Genomic DNA, 18268 nt, shown 5'->3' with positions numbered 1-18268 from the left:
TTTGGTCTAAGACTCTGCCTAAATTTGTGACAAAAGAGGAAAGATCACCCTTAAATATAAGGGTGATCTTTTTTAATTCTTTTTTAAGAGAACGAATAAAATATTGTGCTCTTAATGCATCTGGAAACTGCATTTATCTCAGGTAACCAAAACGATACTGAACTGAAAAGGGGTTTGTGTTGTCAAAGTCATCTTGAATTTTCTTTTCAGAATCAAACAGTGTTGCTTGTTCTTTGTCAGAAAAAACTTGCCACTCGTCTCCGCAGATAATAGAAAATGTTAAGAGAGATTCACTTGGCTTCCAGTCTAAGTTTAAAGCTTCAAGCTCATCTAAACCTGACTTTTTCATGTTCGATACCTCGCTTGTATATTTGAGTACGAGCATGTTAGCAATCTTTCAAATATTTGGTAAAGAATTATGTGATACTCAGCGAACTTTCCTGAAACGCATGGTACCATTGGACAAAACGTTCGAGTCCGATTTCGAGTGAAACTTTGGGCTGAAATCCTAGAAGTTTTTGAGCTTTGTCTATGTCGGCGAATGTCTGTTTGACGTCGCCTACTTGCATTGGCTTGAAGTCGATTTGGGCCTTTTTCCCAAGGTGTTTCTCTAGGATGTGAATCATCTCCATGAGAGGTTCAGGCTGGTTGTTGCCGAGGTTGAAGAGCTCAAATCCCCCTTCAAAATCGAGAGCATTTGCCGTTCCGGCAATGATGTCATCGATATAAGTGAAGTCGCGGCCCATTTTTCCATGGTTGAAAACGGGAATGGGCTTGTCATCTAGGATCGATTCAGTGAAAGAGTAGTAGGCCATATCAGGGCGTCCCCAGGGACCGTAGACGGTGAAAAAACGGAGGCCTAAGATGGGGAAATGGTAGAGGTGATGATAGGTCTGGGCCATCAGCTCGCCTGATTTTTTTGTGGCGGCATAGAGACTGATGGGGTGATCGGTTGGGTCTTTTTCGTTAAAAGGGGTCTTGGTGTTGCCGCCGTAGACTGAAGAGGAAGAAGCGAACACGAGCTTGAGGGGTTGGTGATGGCGGCAGAGTTCGAGAATGTGCAAAAATCCGTCGAGATTGGAGTGACTGTAGGGGAATGGGTGAGTGATCGAGTAGCGAACACCTGCTTGCGCTGCAAGATGTACGACATAGGTGAACCCTTTTTCATCAAAAAGACGTGAAAGAACATTTTGGTCGCAAATGTCACAATTAAGAATTTCGATTCCTTGTTTTTTAAGTCTTTCTGCGCGTGCTTTTTTTAACTCAGGAGAATAATAGTCATTGAAATTATCGCATCCAATCACATAATCTCCTCTTTTTTTAAGGAAAGAGGCGAGATGGGACCCAATAAATCCTGCAATGCCGGTGATAAAGATGGAGTAAGGTTTTTTTTGATCAGTCATGGCATTAATTATATCAAAAATTGGATGAGGAGAAAAGGAGTTTTCCTTTTCTTGAGTTTGCCTTTACTAATCAGCGGTTGCTCCAATTTACCTTATAAAGGAAGCGACGCCCTTAGAGCAGATGAATTTGTCATCGATTCGTACAAGATCAAAGATGGCAAATTTTCGATTCTTGAGATGGAGGGGAAACCTCTTCTGACGCTCAGCCCCGATCTCCTTAAAGAGTATACAGATTACATTGGAAACGGAGATGTTCTTGAAATTGCCATTTATCACCCGACGCGAGGGGATTTAGCAGCCGCTGTTCAATCAATTGGCTCATCCGTTGGCTACACAGTACGAGATGGGAAAGTCATCTTGCCCGATTTGCTGCCCCTCGAACTTTCTGGGCTGACACTGTCCCAAGCTCGAGAAAAGATTCAAGACGCTTACGATCGTGAGATTGCGGATGTCGAGGTTTTTATCGCTTATAAAAAACGTCGAGAGCGCAAAATTCAATTAGCTGGACTTGTGAGCACAGCTTCGATTCCGATCAATGGGAAAAAACGACTTTTCGAAGTACTAGCGGAAGCAAAAGTTCCTGCAAATGCCAACTTTTTCAAAAGTTACTTGGTGCGCAACGACGAGCCCGTCCCTGTCGACATGTACAAACTCATGAAAGACGGAGACATGTCGCAAAACATCGTGATGCGCCCTGGTGATAAAATTTACATTGCCGAAGCAGCTGCTTCGACGCTCATGGTGATGGGAGAAGTGAGGCAGGAAAAAGTCATCGACTTGCCAAGTGGCTTCATGTCGATTCGAGAAGCCTTAGCACTTGCTGGGGGCATTCCATATACGGGTGACAAAGGGTACATTCAGGTGATTCGAGGCAATATCTTGCGACCAAAAGTTTACACACTGAATTGGAAACACATCATGCGACTGCCAAGCTCGAGTCTTCTTCTCATGCCTGGAGACATTGTCTATGTCGCGGCGACGCCCATCACAGAATGGAATCGTTTTGTCCAGCAGATCTTCCCCACGCTGACGGGAATCGAACTTTTCCGAAAAGGAGCAGCAGGAGTGATTGCCATCCAATGAATCCGTTTAAAGAAAGAGAAAATACGTTTGTCCTCCTGTCTGACATCTTAAAATGTTTTGCCAGAAATTGGGGCAAGATTGTGCTGATCACAGCGGTATTTTTTTCCCTCGGATTTTGGGTTGCCCTCAATCAAAACGTGAGATTTAAGGTTTCAGGGCGTTTTAAAGAGGCTAAAGCGGATCAAATTTCGACAAAGGCTTGGTTTGTTCAAAATTTACTGAGCCAAGTTGGCGTTTCTTCGGCGTCTCAAAGCTGTCATTTGCTTAAGTCTTTTCAACTTATGGCGAAGGTTGTGGAAGATTTAGGTCTGCAAACTTCTGTGATCACGGAGACCTCTTGGGAAAAGAGACTGCGCACCATGCGGGAAAATTGGAACGCTGAGCGCAAAGTTTTACTTGAAGATCCGGATACGTTTGCTTTTCGCAATGTGAAATATGATCAGAAGATCAAAAAGATATACCGTCTCGTTTTTCAATCTCCGACCGAATTTGAAATTTTTCACCCCTCAATCAAGGCACCTTTGGCAACAGGGGAACTTGGCATTCCCGTTTCTTTTGATGACGTGACTCTCACAATTGAAAAAGCGCCACATAGCTTAAAATTGCGCCACTTTTATCCGCTCGAAATCGAAGCGATGATGTCAGTGCTTGGGGAGTTGCATGATGAACTCGAAGTTGAGGCAGACCTGAAAGACGCAACGATCTATGAACTCTATCTTCCCTATCGAGACCGTCAATTAGGCATGACGATTGTGAATGAGTTGATGGCAACCTATCAAAGACATTTGCGCAGTGAAGCAAGTCAAATGAGTGGAGAGCAAATTGCCTATCTTGAAAAGAGAAAAGATGAGCTATGCGACAAGATGGATGCGTATCTCAAAGATCACGTTAGCTATCTCAAAGAAAACCTCGGCGCACAAGGGTTTTTAAACTTAAGCCAACGTTTGCATCACGTTTCTACGCGGAAACAAAAGTTTTTGGATGAAAAGAGAACGCTGGATTCTGATCTCATGCGATTAGGTGACTTTGAGAGGGAAACAGAGCTGACGATGTCTGGTGAGATTGGAGCGCTGCAAAATGAAAAAAACGGACTTCTCAAGCAACGCGACAGTTTGAACTTGGGATTTGCTTTTCGGAAAAAGAAAAAATCGAAGCAATTGCAACCACCTTATGCTCCTCAAGAAGAAATGCTTTTCACATCGCAGGACAAACTTTCAAAACTCGACACCGAAACGCAAAAAGTTGCCTTAGCAGAAGCAGGCGAGTCAAGTGTTCTCAAATCACTTTTTCCCTCGCTCATGGCAGCTGTCGATGAAGCAGCGGATGCTCAGTTGAAGCATAAGTTTCATCTCAATGCGCTAGGAAAAGTCGACTCTCTTGCTGCTACAGAGCTCAAAAAGATCCGGTTATTGAAAAGTTCTCTTGAAGACCAGCTCATGACGAGTCATCAGTTAGTGGAGGGAATTGAACCTGAAGATTACGCGTCTTACCTCAAGCACCAACACCGCCTTGTTTCCCTTCAAGAGCACATCTTAAAAGAACGTCTTTTCTATCCGCTAGAGCAGCAGGAAGCTTTTAAAGGAATCGACTTGGCAACTGCTCGAACACTTTACCGTGACTATGTCCAAGAACGGGATGAGCAAGAAGCAAAAGTCCGACAACTCTTGTTTTCAAAAGAGCACATGGAAGATCCCGATTTTGAATACATCTCTCTTGTTCAAATCTTACCAGATGGTGTGAGTCAACAGCTGGCCCGATCTGTTGGTGAAACAGCTCAAGCCATGCGCGATACACGTCACTTAACAGAGCGGGATTTAGAGCGGATGCAACGCCGACTTCAAAAAGATCAGGAAAATTTGAAGCGGCATATTGACCAAACAGTTGAATTGATTCGGTTGCAAACAGCACTTACAGAAGAAAGACTCACATCCGTTCAATTGATCATTCTCGATTTGCTAAATCAGGAGATTTCTCTGCTCGATCAACAAATTGAAGACCGGGTCAAAATGCAGAAAAAGACTTTAGAGTTTGAAAAAACACTCGTGCAAAATGAAATCCAAAGGCTCGAATCAGAGCTTTCTATGGTTCCTGATCAATGGCTTAAAGAGCATCAACTTGAATTGAATAGTGAAATGAACCTCAGCATGCTAGAGAGCATGGTCAAGATGGTTGAGTCGAAAAATGTCGAACATAACCTGATTCAAATTCAATCGAAACCAATCGATCCTGCCTATGCTCTATTGACGCCCAAACCTCCTCGTCTCAAATTGTTTGCCCTTGTTGGGACACTCATTGGGTTTTTAATGGGGTGCACATGGGCGCTCATGATCGACTTTTCTAAAGGGTTTCCCCTTTCTCTGAAAAACTTAAAGATGCAAGGCCGCCGAGTCTGTGGCGCTTTTAAACGGCGCAAGGTTTACCATCATTTAGATGAAGTAAAAGGGCAAAGCATGCAAGTTTTAAGGAGTTTGGCAGAAACACTTCCAAAGGGTCGAAAGGGGAGCGTCTTTTCTCTTCTTTCAGGCGAAGGAAGCAATTACGCGCGCCCTTTTGCAGAGCTCTTAGCCAAAGAAGAAAAAAACGTCTTGCTCATCGATTTTCAAAGCTTTTCCAAACATACTCCTGGGCTATTTGCCTATTTGAATGGAGAAGAAGAAAACGTCATCGTGAAAAAAAATGGAGGCGTCGATGTTGTATTATTTGGCTCGAAAAAGTCTGTATCATTAGAGCTGCTGAAGCGGCCTCTTTTCGAAGAGTTTTTAACTCAAAAGAAAAAGCAATACGATGTGGTGGTCTTGCAATCAGCAACATTGCCTGGAACGGCTGAAGGGCGGTTTTTCATGACGATTTCTGATTGCCTTGCCGTGACAGTAGAAGCAGAATCAAATGAGCAACTCAGTCCCTATTATGCATGGGAAGTAGAAGGTAAAACTTTAGCTTTCGTTGCAAACTGAGCCGCAAGAATTCCCGAAAAAAGAAAGAACATCAACTTGCCTGCTTGAACGATCAAAAAGTAAAAGTCAAACAGGCCGACGATGAGAAATCCGATAAAGATTGCAAACAAGGTTGCTGAAAGAGGGGTGAAGGCATGCTTAAAAGCGGAAACAATAAGTGTTCCGATAAAGAGGCAAAAAAGAAGGAGTCCAATGAGTCCCGTTTCTGATCCTATGAGTAAGTAAATGTTGTGGGTCCAAGTTCGTATCCCTTCGGGTTCGATGGGGAAGAATTCTCCTGGCGCAATGACAAAGCAGTTGTAGCCAATACCCAAAAGAGGGTTGGCTTTCATCATGCTGAGGGCAATGTTTTGCAAAATAAGACGTAGTGAGTCACTGTTTTGGACAAAGCTTGAGTAGCTGAAGAAACCTCCTCGCGCATAAAACTGGGGAAATAACACAGCCATTGAGCAGACAATCACACTTGCAATGACGTATACAAGAGGCCTCATTTGCTTCTTGTTAAGGGACATTCGGTTGGAAAAGAGGAGATAAAGCCAGACAGCTGTCCCGATTCCCCAAGAAAGGAAGGCAGCCCGAGAAAAGGAAAGGCACAGTGCAAAAATTTGAGCAGTGATGAGCGCAAGAACTGCGCTGCGGATGAGAGATTTTTCGGATTTTGCAAAAAGGTAATACGAAACGAGTAAGCTGAGAGCGAGATATTCTCCATAGATATTCGGGTGAATGAAGGTTCCATAAGCGCGTAAAAGCGAGCTTTGATCTGTAGGGAGCGTGTGAAAAAACTCAACCAACTTGCGCGTTTTTTCTGTAAGAGGGATTACCGTCATATTTGGGTCGCTATAATGCAGGGGAACCTCCCCTAAAAAAAAGACTCCCAAGTTGCCTTGAGCGAAAAATTGCCAGGTTCCTACGAAGCATTCAAAAAGAGAGACAAGCGCAAAGCCCCAAAGCAAAGCCTTTATCGTATTTTCCCGGTCTTGAAAAAAGAGTCTGGCCGTATGAAAAGCGCAAAAAATGATGCCTAAGTTGAGCAGGTTAAAATACTGCGCGTAGTAACGAGAAAAGGCTGAAAGTGAGAGGGACAGTGCTGCGACAAACCAAAAAAGGGTCAAGTAGCGGGAGCTCCTTTCAAAAAGTAGCGCTTTCAGCTTGGGTTTATAAGCAAAGAGGATCAAACAGAGTGCTAAGACAATTGCAATATCTGAGAGGTAAAAGTGAACGTGTTTTTCAAAAAATGTGGGAATTGTGAAAGAAAAAGGAGCGCTGGCTGCAAACTTATGTAACGATGAGCGGGCCATAGGGCGAAAGATGCGAAATACATGAGATTCGAAGGGAAACCCCAGAAGTAAAATTCCGAATAAAGCGCCGATACATTTTTTCATCATAGATGCGATTCTATCATTTGCGCTCGGTAATTTCACGCCATTTTTTGATGATTTGGGCTGCAATAGGGGCAGCTTCTTTCCCGTAATCTCCAAACCGGAGGTAGACGATCACAACAAGTTCTGGCTCTGCGCTCGTGGGGTCAAACCCATCAGAACCCACATTGCTAAAACTGATGGCTCCAAACCAGATGTCTTTACAAATCAAAGGAGGAACCTCTCGGTCGAGGTTCGGGCGGTAGACAAACTCGGCAGTTGAAGTTTTTCCGATGAATTGGTGTTTGAGACTTTTGTAATCGCGGATGAGCTTGGGGTGGTTCACAAGGGAGCGGATGCGGTAAGGTTGTCCGGGTCCTTTTTCTCCCCAAACAACTTGGTAGAGACTGTCTAAAAGTTTGGATTGAACTTCGCGCGGCATGAAGAGGGTAGAGCGGACTTCTTTGTTAAAGGGGGTGATTTTGGGTTGTTCGCGGATTTTTTGCGTTTCGGTGAATAAGGGAAAGTGCAGGCCTGCACTTGTTAAGTAATCTTCGTAGGCGTAGCGGGGTGTAGCAAAAAGATGAGTGGGGTCGCAGAGAACCGACACTCCTGCAATGAGGTTGACGACTTGAGGCTTGAGCACTTCTCCCCCATTTGCAAGCGCAGAAAGCATCACCGATGTTTGTAGTGGGGTGACAACAAGAGAGTGCTGTCCAATTGCAAAAGCATAGAGTCCCGTCCGGTTGTCCCGTATATCGTCTGGAACATAGCCGGCAATTTCTCCAATGAGGTCAATTCCCGTCGATGATCCGAAACCAAATTCTCGCGTGGTTTCATAGAGGCTTGAAGGGTGATCAATGACTTCTCCAGCAAGGAGAGAGAAGTAAATGTTACTTGACCTTTCCATGGCTTTTATGAAATCAACTTTTCCGAGAGAGGCGTGGCTTCGTGGGAGGCGTCCTCCCTTATATTGGCGTGTGATCCATTTGCCATCGAGTGTCCGACCAAGAACTGTTCCTTGATCTGTCACAATATGAGAGTGGATTTCATCGTAGAGAGTGAGGGGGTTTAAATCTCTGATAGTTGCACCGCGCTCTTCTAATTGAAGGTACTCTTGTTTGAGCGCTTCATATCCTGTTACAGGTTTAAACAGAGAGCCCAAAGTGGTCGCTCGTCCATAAGCGTAAGACTTTCCAAACCCCATCCCATTTCTCGGGTAAAAGAAACGGGCGAGATCTTGCAAGGTTTGCTCTCCACGAGGTTTAGAGCAACCATAATAATGCCCCCAAAGTGGACTCGTAAGATCGCGGTAAATGCGCATCGTTTTTAAATATCCAAGAGCTGTATGCAAGGGGAGTTTTTGCAGGCGCTGACTCAAACGTTTGAGGTGTTCTAGGGTTGCAGTTTTCCCCCGTTCAAGTTCTTGCCTTTTAAGAGCGAGATGGAATGAAAAGGGTTTGAGATTGGGGTCTTCAGAGAGATTTCCAAAAATGAAAGTCTGCAGAAAGTTCCACTTGTGCGTTTCCCAAAATGTTTGAAAGAGCTTTGATTCTGCTTGAGATAGGTAATCGGTATACGGGTGCTCATAAGTCTTTTTGGCTTTTTCTTCTTCCCGTTTTTCTTTGAGATAAGCTTTGAAGTTTTCTTTTCTCCAGACAGGAAAAATCCTCTCGTGATAAACAGTTCTCACTTGAGTTTTCACTTCATCTTCGACAGCGGCGAATGCTTGACACAAGCTTCGGTGTAATCCCAAAGAATCTTTTCCAACAACTTCGAGTAACTCTTCCGAAAAGGCCTCTTCATTCACCGCAAGTTGCAACAAATCGAAAAAGAGAAGCTTGTCATCATTGTGCTTGATCGGTTCAAGATAGGGATCGAGATCTTTTTTAATGAGGCGAGTCACTTCTTGATTAAGCCGCTGTTGAATGTGTTGCATCTCTTCGGTTTCTAATTTGAGATGAGAAGGGGTATGTCCTTTTCCTTCTGAGTAGAGCACCTGCAACACGCCGTGCAAGCTCGAAGTTTGAGCGAGCTTCATCAGGGCGTGTGAGAGGTGCAAGAGCTCGACTGCTTCACTGATTGAACCGATTTGTTTGATGGTTTTTCTCACGGTTCCAGTCAAAGATAAGACCTGATCGAGGTAATGATCCCAACTTAAAAGCTCTTTCTCTTCATATGTGCTTTTAGAACCAAAGGAGTGCTGCTCGCGCATGAGAAAAGCTTTTCCATCCCAAATGCCTGCAATTTGATGAGGTGTTTCCAGCCATTGGTGGATGCGCTCGTTGTTTTGCGCCGTGAAATCATTCGGATCGAACCGAGGGTGAGAAGCCAGTGCCACCACTTCTCCTGTTTGAGGAATCATGGCAACAATAGCGCCTCCATGAATCCATGGAGGGGAAACCTGGTCGTGATTTTTTCCAGCAAGGGGAAAGTGTCCTTGTCGATCTTTTTCACTTTGGACAAGCAGAGATTCTGCAAATTCTTGGAGTTCGGAAGAAATGGTTAAAAGGATGCGCTTACCTGAAACGGATTCGCTCTTTCCAGGAAGATTGCGAATCAATCTTCCCTTCGCTCCAATTTCAATTTGCTTTTTTCCATAGAGACCTCTGAGTTCTTCATCAAAGACCCGTTCGATGCCCATTTTTCCAACGCGTGCATGGATCGTGTACGCCCTTTCTTTTAACTCATCGTAGCGGAGATTAACTTCTCGCGCCCTAGTGAATCCTTTGGGGAGAACGGCAGGAAGTCCTTCTTCTCGTTTTTTGAGAAATTCATTCAGAACTTGCATCTCTTCGGCAATTGCGTAGTATTGACGGTCGTTGATAGCTCCCATGTAGCCGACAATGTCTGAACCTACCTTCCCGAGCGGATAATAGCGCTTCGCTCCGCGTTGCATCTCAAGACCAACCCAATCCTTTTCAAGAGCACGCAAACGGCAGTACGTCTCTTCTGAGATGTCTTCTTTGATCACAAAGGGAGTATTGGGAAAAATAGAAGCTTGCGAGTGGATCAGATCTTCGACTTCAACGGGATCCATTGCGAGTTCTTCTCCTAAAAGCTCCGCTAAATCTTCTACATAGCGTCGCCGTTCAAAGACGCGAACTTTTTTCCCTTTGGCGTTTTTTTCGTAACTAAAAATGGGAATTTCTCGGATACGGTCATAGCAAACAGCTGCGTCGTACTGGGTTTTATTAATTGCTAAAGGAATGTTAAAGCGGTCACGAATCGTGCCCCTTGCAGCTGTTTCGATCAGCGTTTTACGTTGAGGTCGTCGGGCTTTTTCTTGAAATGTGTCGTGTTTGATGACAGAAAGGTACCAGACCCGAATCAGGATCAATAGAAAGATGATCAGCAAAAGATGCAGAACATGATTTGCTCGGCGTGGGACGTCTTGGTTTTGCATGGCGTCCCCAATGTAACACGAAGATTATTTTTGATCTTCAGGAAAGTATTCGGCGACGAGCTTTTGCTGCTTTTCGTGATACTTCACGACCACTTCTTTCATTTTTTCTTGCACAGCAGTTTCAGGTTGCACTCGATTTGTTGCTAAATCATGAAGGAACTTACGGGTCATGCTAGAAGCTTGCACTTTAGGATAGATTTTCTTTGCCGTAGAGATGTAGTCTTTGACCTTGGGGTCAACATCTTTCCCTTGTACGGCGAGTTCCATCTGCTTGAGTTTTTCAAGTTGCAGGACTGCCCGCTTTTTGAGGTAAGTCACTTCATCAAGCTGGTTTTGAGTTGCAAGAACATCGAGAGCCAGGGTCTTGAGCCAGAACTCAGTGTCAATTGCAATGAGGTTGTTTTCAAGCTGCGATGTTCCATCACCTTTGAACTTCCAGTTTAAAGTTGCTAGGTAGTCCAAACTCTCTTGTTCGTGCTTGCTAGGAGAGAAAAAAACCATGTCTTTCACTTCACGACTGAGAGGGCAGTTAGGCTCAGAAAGGCAGAGCTCAACAAGCTCGCGATTTTCTTCTTCATGCAAAGCTGTTATTTTCTTTTTGAATTCGCCCGATTTGTCCGCATCGAAGTCTTGGACAACTGAAGAGAGCTTTTTCCGCTCTTCGAGAAGGTGGTTATACTCCCACTTATCGCTGGCTTCCTGATACTTCTCATGAACTCGCTTGAGGAAAGTGTCGTATTCGCCTGATTGATAACTACTTAGAAGTTCGTCCATGAACTTGGGCTCAGGAGGAGCCTGAACGACCTCTGTCTTAGGGCTCTGACTTTCTTGAGGCTGTGCAAAGCCTGGAAGGACGAGAGCGGTCATGATCACGGGGAGTAATAGGTATTTTTTCATGCTTCTGTCTCCTGCTATAGCAGTTGTAACAATCACATTAATTATAATATGAGAAAGCCTAAAAATCAATCAAATTTTATTATACATTCCAAACAAAAAATAGTTTTAATTTTTAATTCGATGCCTTCAGGGGTCAAAAAAACTATTTACATCCACTGCTGCAGCAAACAGCTGTGATTCTAAATACCTGGGTTGTGTTTTCTGCTGTAATCGAGCGTACTGAACAGGGGTCCCGATCTGCTGGGATCGTAAAGGTGCGACTATTGTTTGGTCCTAGGGGTTCACGCGTTGGTCCATCTTGACTTCCATCTGCGTAAACAATGGTGATACCAGCAGTGATGTTGGGGTTCGCTGTGACCTCATCGGTGACATTAAAGGTGGTTACGCAGCAACCCTCAGGAATATTGAGTGTCACAATGTCCGGTGCTTGGGCAACGAGTGTTTGGCAGTTCGAGCTAAGCTTTTCATCAGAGATGACTAACACTTGAGGCATCGTGACTGCCGGTTGAACAAGCCAGGCTCCGACTAAACTGCTGCAATCTGGGATACGGACTTTTTTCCCATCTTGAGTGACGGTTTTTTGTTTTGGGCCAAAAGCGTAGCTCAAGCTGATTCCAAAATCATAGGAACTGGGGAGGCGGTGCTTTCCAGCAGTATGATCGCCAAAGACCCCAACGGTTAATCCTTTGACTTGAGGAGGTGACCAGTTCAGGCTTCCCGAATAGAAGTTGAAGGGCTTACGGAACGCTGCCTGCAAATTAAGATCAATGTTGTAGAAAAGGCTTTGAAAAAGGGAGATAGTTCCCCCGAAGCCCGCTTTTGTCAGATCTGGTGAGTACTTAGTGTTGTAGTCGACGTGGTCGTAGTTTCCTTGGAGTCCAAGAATTGTTTTTGAAAAAATTTGCAGACCAATTCCACCGTTTAAACCCCAAGCATCTGCTCCAGCAATGCGTCGGCAATCGCGGAAGGAAACCGTTCCTAATTCTGAAGGCTCTGTTACACACTTGTTTTCTAAGGTTCGATCCCATGAATGTGAATAATATCCACCAACTTCCAGGTCTTTTAGAATGCTCACATTGAAGACGTGTTGATAAGCAAGGCCACCAGCTAACTGATGCACCCACTTTCTTTCTGAAGAGGTGAGGAAATCAAACTTTAAATCTTGCGTGAGGTAATCGATTGAACCTTTGATTCCATCGCGTTTCTGAGGCCCGAGAGCAAATCCTAAAGTGCCATTGACACGTACTTGTCGAAAGCCTGCTTCAACCAAACCACCAACGCCGCCAAAACAAAAGTCTTTTGTGACTTGAGCGCGCAAAGTTGGCCCCATAAAGTTCCCTTGAGATCCCGTTGTGCGAATGCGATGGACTTGATCGTCAGAAAGGTTGTAGGGGTTGACTTGAGCGCAAATCAGCACTGGAAGCATTCCTAAAACAAATAAGATGCTTTTGAAGAACTTTCTCATGGGGTTTCACTATCTCTCATTTTTTCCTACGTCTTTCACAATAAATAGCTATAGAGAAAGTCATTGTCTAGCTATTTTTTAAGCAGAGAATTCCTTGTTTTGTTACCATTTTGTTTTTTTGGAGGGTTCAATGAAAAAAATTTCTCTCATTCTGCTTTTGGCAACTTCGACACTTTTTTCAAAAGAAACATCTTTTTTCAACACAGCTCAATTGGCGCAATGGCGAGAAATGGAAGAGTGTGTCACAGAAGTACGAGATGGACGTGGGATGCCCATTGATGATCAAATCAAAGATTTAGTCATCGTCTTAAATCTTTTAGGAATTAAAACTTCTCAATCCTGTGAAGGACACCTAAATTGGGGGTTGCCTTTCCCATGGGTCGAGTTTTGTCCCTGGGAAGATATCACAAAACTTGATGCTCAAAAAGAAAAGGTTCTAGAAAAGATCGCAGAGATAGAATCAGAAATTGCTCGGTTAGAAAACGAGCAACCTGGTTCTGACTTGGAGGAGCTATTCAATAAATGGGAAATTCAATGCCAAGAAAACTCAATGATATTTCAACAGATTCATGAACTTCAATGTAAATCTGAAAAAAAGATGTGGGACCTTTTGGATGAATTTTATGGATCTAGGGATAACTACAACATCCATTCACTTGTTGTAAGAGATTGGCGTGTATTTCCATTAGGAGGGGAGTGGAAGGGGCGTTATACTGGTAAGGACATCGAAAAAAATCTCTCGTCTTATCGCAAGGAAATGGATGCGTTTAAGGAATTTCTAATCAAGAAATATGCTTCATTGAATCAGTAATTTTATAAGCGTGGGGCTGGTGGACCAAACTTGAGGTGATCGGTACAAACGCTTTGAAGCGCATCAGTGCCATTATAGGATTCAAGTTGGACGTGAACACGCCCTCGGTCTTCTTTATTCAGCTGTTTTTGGAAGAGCGATCCGGTGTGTTTGAGGGCGTCTGCAAACGTTTGATTGAATCTATTGGCGAGTTCTGGATCTTTGCTGCCGAAGACCCCTAGTCCAATCCCAGTTATGTGTAAAACAACTTCTTTATCTGGGCTTTTTTTCAAGAGCTCTAAAGTTTGCTTAAACTGTGCTGTGAAATTTGCGACATAGGACCAGTACTGAAGTTTTCTGCACGCTTCTGAACCTTTATCAAGATTATAGGAGTATCCAAAAGCAGGTGCGGCTCCTAAAATGAGATAAACGGACTCTGTCGCTCCGCTTACACGGGACTCATAACAAGGGGCTTTGTATTTCTCGAAGTTCTGTTCAAGTTCGTCTGCAAGCTGTGAGACGCTTGCGTTTGTTGGGCAAAGATAGCCATGTTGTATTGCTGACCCATCTGTATAGGTCGTTCCGGCTGAAGGCAGGGCTTTTTCCATCATGTTGAAGCCGAGGTGTGTCAAGTAAGCCGTGACACATTCAAAAGCAAGCGGATTCGTGCGCTGAGCTAACGGGCCTTGGGTATGGTCAAATTCAGATTTTATCATGGCTTTACCAATAGGTGGGGTGTAAGGTCCGGGGGCTTCAGCTGCATTGTACTGACTTGCTGCGCTAAAGAGATGCACCCGCTTAGAATCTTTCCCTGCTTTTGGAATATCCTTTTCGACGCCGCGTGTGATAGACCAATGGAAAATGTTGGGGTCGAGTGGTTCTTGAGGGAGTGTGTGATCCCATCCCTCAGCTGTGACGTAACTGACTTCAAGTCCTTGCTCGGCCATCACTTCTTTAAAAGCTTTCTTAGCAATTTCCTGGCCTTTCTTATCGAAAAAACCTTCTTTTTCAAGAGAGGCGAGTTTTTTTAAAAAAGCTTCGAAGGAAGTAGATGGAGTGGGTTTGGGAGAGGGTGGAAGGTGTGGTGGAGTTTGCTTAAGAGGTGGCGGATTTTTGGGTTGGAGAGAAGGGGCAAACCGGTCATAGTTATTGAGGGCGTGATCCAGAATGGCAAAAAATAATCCAATAATTGGAATGAAATCGAGTATCGCCCATGCATAGTGAAAAATCCAGTTTTGAGAAGGAATCTTTTTAGGAGAAATGATCCGATTGCGCGCGAGCTCATCGACTTTATCGGGCGTTGCCTGGGCTGCTTGGTAATGGCGTGAAGCAAGCGTCCAGTTGTAAAAAAGAAGGTGGTGCTCGGGTGTAATATAATAATTAATTTGCATAGAAATCTCTTGAATTCGGGAAGAGTTTATCAAGTTTTTCTCTTCAACTCAACCATAAAAGAGTTTTTATACTTGGAAAAAAAACAGAGAATCATATAAAAATTTGGGGTTCTACGCGCCTGTAGTTCAATGGTAGAACCATAGCCTTCCAAGCTATTAGTGTCAGTTCGATTCTGATCAGGCGCTTTCTTTATATAACATTATGAACCAAGACCGAAATTTTCATGTAAGTGAAGATGCCGTCGTCAACAAAAGGGACAAGGCTTGGCAACAAAACAAAAAGTATCTGTCAAAGAACTCCTAGAGTCTGGAGCCCATTTCGGCCACCAGAAGCAACGTTGGAATCCCAAAATGAAGCGCTACATCTTTGAAGAGCGCAACGGGATTTACATCATCGACCTAGCTAAAACAGTTAGACAAATTCATAACGCCATTGAAGTGATTACAAAAGTTGTTGAAAATCACCAGCGCATTTTGTTTGTCGGAACTAAAAAGCAAGCAAAAGCAGTCATCCGTGAATTTGCAGAACTCTGCGGAGAGTTCTACGTTTCTGAGCGCTGGCTAGGTGGCATGCTGACCAATTTAATGACAATCCGTCAGTCTGTTAAAACTCTCGAGCGCATCGAAAAACAAATCGCTGCCGGCGGAGAAGGACTTACGAAAAAAGAGATGACTCTTTTAAGTAAAGAGCGTCAAAAGTTAGACCGCAACTTATCGGGGATTCGCGGAATGCGTAAAGTTCCTGGGCTTATCGTTGTTGTCGATCCAAATAAAGAGCACATTGCTGTCGCAGAAGCTAACAAACTGGGCATTCCAGTGATGGGGCTTGTAGACACGAACTGTAACCCTGATCCTGTGGATCACATCATTGCGTGTAACGACGATGCGCTCAAAAGCATTAAACTCATCATTAAAGCGCTTTCTGACACTGTGATCGATCGAAAAAATGAACTCAATATCGCTATCGAAAAGGAAGAAGAAGTTGCGCAGAAAAAAAGACTCGCTGAAGAGTCTCATGTCGAGGAAATTGCCTCCGAAGAAGAAAGTGAAACTAAAGAGGAGGACAAAGAGTGAGCAAAGAAATTACAGCAGCACTAGTTATGGACCTGCGTAAACGCACTGGCGTTGGAATGAGCAAATGTAAAGAAGCTCTTGTCGACGCAGGTGGTGACATCGAAGAAGCGATCCACATTCTCCGCAAAAAAGGGATGGCATCTGCCGTCAAAAAAGGAGAGCGTGAGACCAACGAAGGTGTGATTGGATTTGCTGAAAGTGATGATGCAGCTTATATCGTTGAAGTGAACGCAGAAACGGACTTTGTCGTTCAAAACGATCGCTTTAAAGAATTCCTCAAAAACATCTGTGATGAAGCGCTTGCGGCAAAGCCAAAGTCTGTTGAAGACTTTTTAAGCCAAAAGTACAGCAAACATCCGACATTGACAATCGATGAATACCGTGCAGAAACGGTGCATTCACTTGGTGAAAACATCCAGATCAAGCGCGTGCTAGATTTCCCAAAAGGAAATGAGCGCTCAGTTGGAATCTATTCGCACATGGGTGGAAAAATTGTCACAGTTGTGGTGATTCAAGGAGCTAGTGGCCAAGAAGCTGTTGCTCGCGAAGTTGCAATGCACGTTGCTGCAGAATCTCCAGACTTCCTCAAGCCTGATCAAGTTCCTGCAGATGTCTTGAAAAAAGAAGAAGAAATTGCACGCACTCAAATTCAAAATAAGCCACCAGAAATCCAAGACAAGATTGTCCAAGGTAAACTGAAAGCTTATTACGAGCAGTCTTGCCTTCTCAACCAAAAGTACGTCAAAGATCCTTCGATGACTGTACAAGAATTTGTCGAGAAGTCTGCAAAAGACGCTGGAAAATCGTTTGAAGTTGTTGAATTTGTCCGTTGGCAAATCGGAGCATAAGGCTAAAATTGTATGTCTCAGAAGCCGGCATATAAACGCGTTTTACTTAAACTATCGGGAGAGTCGCTTAAAGGCGATTATCCCGGAGTTGTCGACCACGATGCGGCGCATCATATTGCCGATCGGATTTGTGAAGTGTATCAGCTCGGCGTTCAAATTGGCCTCGTGATCGGAGGAGGTAATATCTTTCGTGGTTCACAGGCTGAACGATTCGGTTTTGCCCGCACACCAGCTGATCATGTCGGGATGCTCGCCACCTCGATCAATGGACTTATCTTAGGACAGGTGTTGTCGACGAAAGGGTGTAAAACCCGCGTAATGAGCGCATTGAACTTCGATGGAATCGTCGAGACTTACAACTGGAATCATGCCATGCACGCCCTTGAGAAAGGGCATATTGTGATCTTTGTCGGAGGAACGGGAAATCCCTACTTCACAACAGATACGACAGCCTCGATGCGCGCAAGCGAAATCGAAGCTGAAGTGCTTCTTAAGGCCACCAAAGTGGACGGCATTTACAACAAAGATCCGATGCAATATTCTGATGCCGAAAAGTACGACCATCTGACCTTTTCAAAAGCGCTAGCCGAAGACCTCCATGTGATGGATGCGACAGCCGTAGCCATGTGTCGGGAAAATGGCATTCCGATTCATGTTTTTGACCTCTTTTCTAAAGACGCTATGATGCGGGCTATATGTGAAAAGAAAGGTGGTACCCTTGTAACGGGAGATCAATGAGAGTATGACTTTTATGGATGAAACGAAAAAAAATATGCAAAATGCGCTCGATCACCTAGCTGACGAGCTTAAAAATCTCCGGACAAACCGTCCGAATCCAGCGATTCTCGACTCAGTGATGGTCGAGGTTTATGGCGCAGAGATGAAGATTCGCGACTTAGGTTCCGTCTCAGTTGCAGATGGAAGACAATTGCTTGTCACCCCTTTTGACCCTCAAACGGCTGGTCCGATTGGCAAAGGGATTGAAAAAGCGAACTTGGGCCTCCAAGCGATTGTCGATAGTGGCGTTGTACGAGTCCCCATACCACCGATGAGTGAAGATTTGCGCAAAGAGATTGCCAAAGACGCCAAAGATAAGTCTGAAAAGGCAAAAGTGACGATTCGCGATCACCGCCGCAAAGCTAACGATATGGTGAAAAAGCAAAAGTCTGATGGAGAAATCTCTGAGGACGAGCAAAAGAAAAATGAAAAACTGATCCAGGAACTCACAGATCAGTTTTGCAAGAAAGTCGATGAGTTATATACTCAAAAGGAAAAAGATATCCTTGAGGTATAATACCCTTCAGGGATAAAATGTTTAAACTTGACCGATGGTCATTTTAAATGGCCCCATCGTCTAGTCTGGCCTAGGACACCAGATTTTCATTCTGGCAACAGGGGTTCGAATCCCCTTGGGGTCAAGGTCGAGGCTTTAGCTCAGTTGGTAGAGCATCTCCCTTTTAAGGAGAGGGTCGTTGGTTCGAGCCCAACAAGCCTCAAACAAAAAGTCGCAGTAGCAATGCTGCGGCTTTTTTTTTGCACCTCGATGATGTCTTTTAATCCCCCTGAATGACCCTGTTGATTGCTGTGATTCCTTATCTA

General features: G+C 44.3%; 14 protein-coding genes and 3 tRNA genes. 10 read left to right on the top strand and 7 right to left on the bottom strand.

The genetic code is table 11. From position 1 onward, the window contains the following. Positions 1 to 133: 133 nt before the first annotated feature. Positions 134 to 349: a hypothetical protein gene (locus tag ACOOFG_RS10930; protein ID WP_420421505.1), complete on the bottom strand. Its 216-nt coding sequence runs from the start codon at positions 347 to 349 to the stop codon at positions 134 to 136. Between the two features lie 67 nt (positions 350 to 416). After that, positions 417 to 1403, bottom strand: a complete 987-nt coding sequence (locus ACOOFG_RS10925) for a GDP-mannose 4,6-dehydratase (protein WP_420421504.1) — start codon at positions 1401 to 1403, stop codon at positions 417 to 419. A gap of 51 nt (positions 1404 to 1454) precedes the next feature. Between ACOOFG_RS10925 and ACOOFG_RS10920 the strand changes: the two genes are divergently transcribed. After that, positions 1455 to 2486 (top strand): polysaccharide biosynthesis/export family protein, encoded by a 1032-nt coding sequence (locus tag ACOOFG_RS10920; protein ID WP_420421503.1) that lies wholly within the window; start codon positions 1455 to 1457, stop codon positions 2484 to 2486. After that, positions 2483 to 5440: a hypothetical protein gene (locus tag ACOOFG_RS10915; RefSeq protein ID WP_420421502.1), complete on the top strand. Its 2958-nt coding sequence runs from the start codon at positions 2483 to 2485 to the stop codon at positions 5438 to 5440. Before ACOOFG_RS10920 ends, ACOOFG_RS10915 begins: the two co-directional genes overlap by 4 nt. Here ACOOFG_RS10915 and ACOOFG_RS10910 read toward each other — a convergent pair. From ACOOFG_RS10910 to ACOOFG_RS10895, 4 genes are all read right to left on the bottom strand, one after another. Continuing rightward, positions 5392 to 6825, bottom strand: a complete 1434-nt coding sequence (locus ACOOFG_RS10910; protein WP_420421501.1) for an O-antigen ligase family protein — start codon at positions 6823 to 6825, stop codon at positions 5392 to 5394. The genes ACOOFG_RS10915 and ACOOFG_RS10910 overlap by 49 nt on opposite strands. 13 nt (positions 6826 to 6838) lie before the next feature. Beyond that, positions 6839 to 10204, bottom strand: coding sequence for a penicillin-binding transpeptidase domain-containing protein (locus ACOOFG_RS10905; RefSeq protein WP_420421500.1), 3366 nt, complete (start codon positions 10202 to 10204; stop codon positions 6839 to 6841). Between the two features lie 24 nt (positions 10205 to 10228). Beyond that, positions 10229 to 11101, bottom strand: a complete 873-nt coding sequence (locus ACOOFG_RS10900) for a hypothetical protein (RefSeq protein WP_420421499.1) — start codon at positions 11099 to 11101, stop codon at positions 10229 to 10231. A gap of 142 nt (positions 11102 to 11243) precedes the next feature. After that, complete coding sequence (locus ACOOFG_RS10895; RefSeq protein WP_420421498.1) at positions 11244 to 12566, bottom strand: hypothetical protein; 1323 nt, start codon at positions 12564 to 12566, stop codon at positions 11244 to 11246. Positions 12567 to 12696: 130 nt separating this feature from the next. Between ACOOFG_RS10895 and ACOOFG_RS10890 the strand changes: the two genes are divergently transcribed. Further along, entirely contained in the window at positions 12697 to 13377 is a 681-nt protein-coding gene (locus tag ACOOFG_RS10890; RefSeq protein WP_420421497.1) for a hypothetical protein, read from the top strand. 2 nt (positions 13378 to 13379) lie between these two features. Here the strand turns inward: ACOOFG_RS10890 and ACOOFG_RS10885 are convergent, their stop codons facing one another. Then, positions 13380 to 14747: a hypothetical protein gene (locus tag ACOOFG_RS10885; protein WP_420421496.1), complete on the bottom strand. Its 1368-nt coding sequence runs from the start codon at positions 14745 to 14747 to the stop codon at positions 13380 to 13382. A 115-nt stretch (positions 14748 to 14862) separates the two neighbouring features. Here ACOOFG_RS10885 and ACOOFG_RS10880 point away from each other — a divergent pair. The 7 genes from ACOOFG_RS10880 to ACOOFG_RS10850 all read left to right on the top strand — a co-directional run bounded on the left by ACOOFG_RS10880 (position 14863) and on the right by ACOOFG_RS10850 (position 18165). Next, positions 14863 to 14933, top strand: a tRNA-Gly gene (locus ACOOFG_RS10880). Positions 14934 to 15011: 78 nt separating this feature from the next. Next, on the top strand, positions 15012 to 15821 hold the full coding sequence (rpsB, locus tag ACOOFG_RS10875) for a 30S ribosomal protein S2 (RefSeq protein ID WP_420421495.1): 810 nt from the start codon (positions 15012 to 15014) through the stop codon (positions 15819 to 15821). Further along, positions 15818 to 16669, top strand: coding sequence for a translation elongation factor Ts (gene tsf, locus ACOOFG_RS10870; RefSeq protein WP_420421494.1), 852 nt, complete (start codon positions 15818 to 15820; stop codon positions 16667 to 16669). Before rpsB ends, tsf begins: the two co-directional genes overlap by 4 nt. A 12-nt stretch (positions 16670 to 16681) precedes the next feature. Further along, entirely contained in the window at positions 16682 to 17407 is a 726-nt protein-coding gene (gene pyrH, locus ACOOFG_RS10865; protein ID WP_420421493.1) for a UMP kinase, read from the top strand. A gap of 13 nt (positions 17408 to 17420) precedes the next feature. Further along, complete coding sequence (gene frr, locus ACOOFG_RS10860; protein WP_420421492.1) at positions 17421 to 17963, top strand: ribosome recycling factor; 543 nt, start codon at positions 17421 to 17423, stop codon at positions 17961 to 17963. A gap of 49 nt (positions 17964 to 18012) precedes the next feature. Then, a tRNA-Glu gene (locus tag ACOOFG_RS10855) sits at positions 18013 to 18087 on the top strand. Positions 18088 to 18092: 5 nt separating this feature from the next. Next, a tRNA-Lys gene (locus tag ACOOFG_RS10850) sits at positions 18093 to 18165 on the top strand. Positions 18166 to 18268: the final 103 nt, after the last annotated feature.

Source organism: Simkania sp. (assembly GCF_965215465.1).
In the GTDB taxonomy this organism is placed as follows: Bacteria; Chlamydiota; Chlamydiia; order Chlamydiales; family Simkaniaceae; genus Simkania.
Note: the sequence above shows the minus strand (reverse complement) of the source record. Positions and strands in the feature narration are given on the sequence as shown.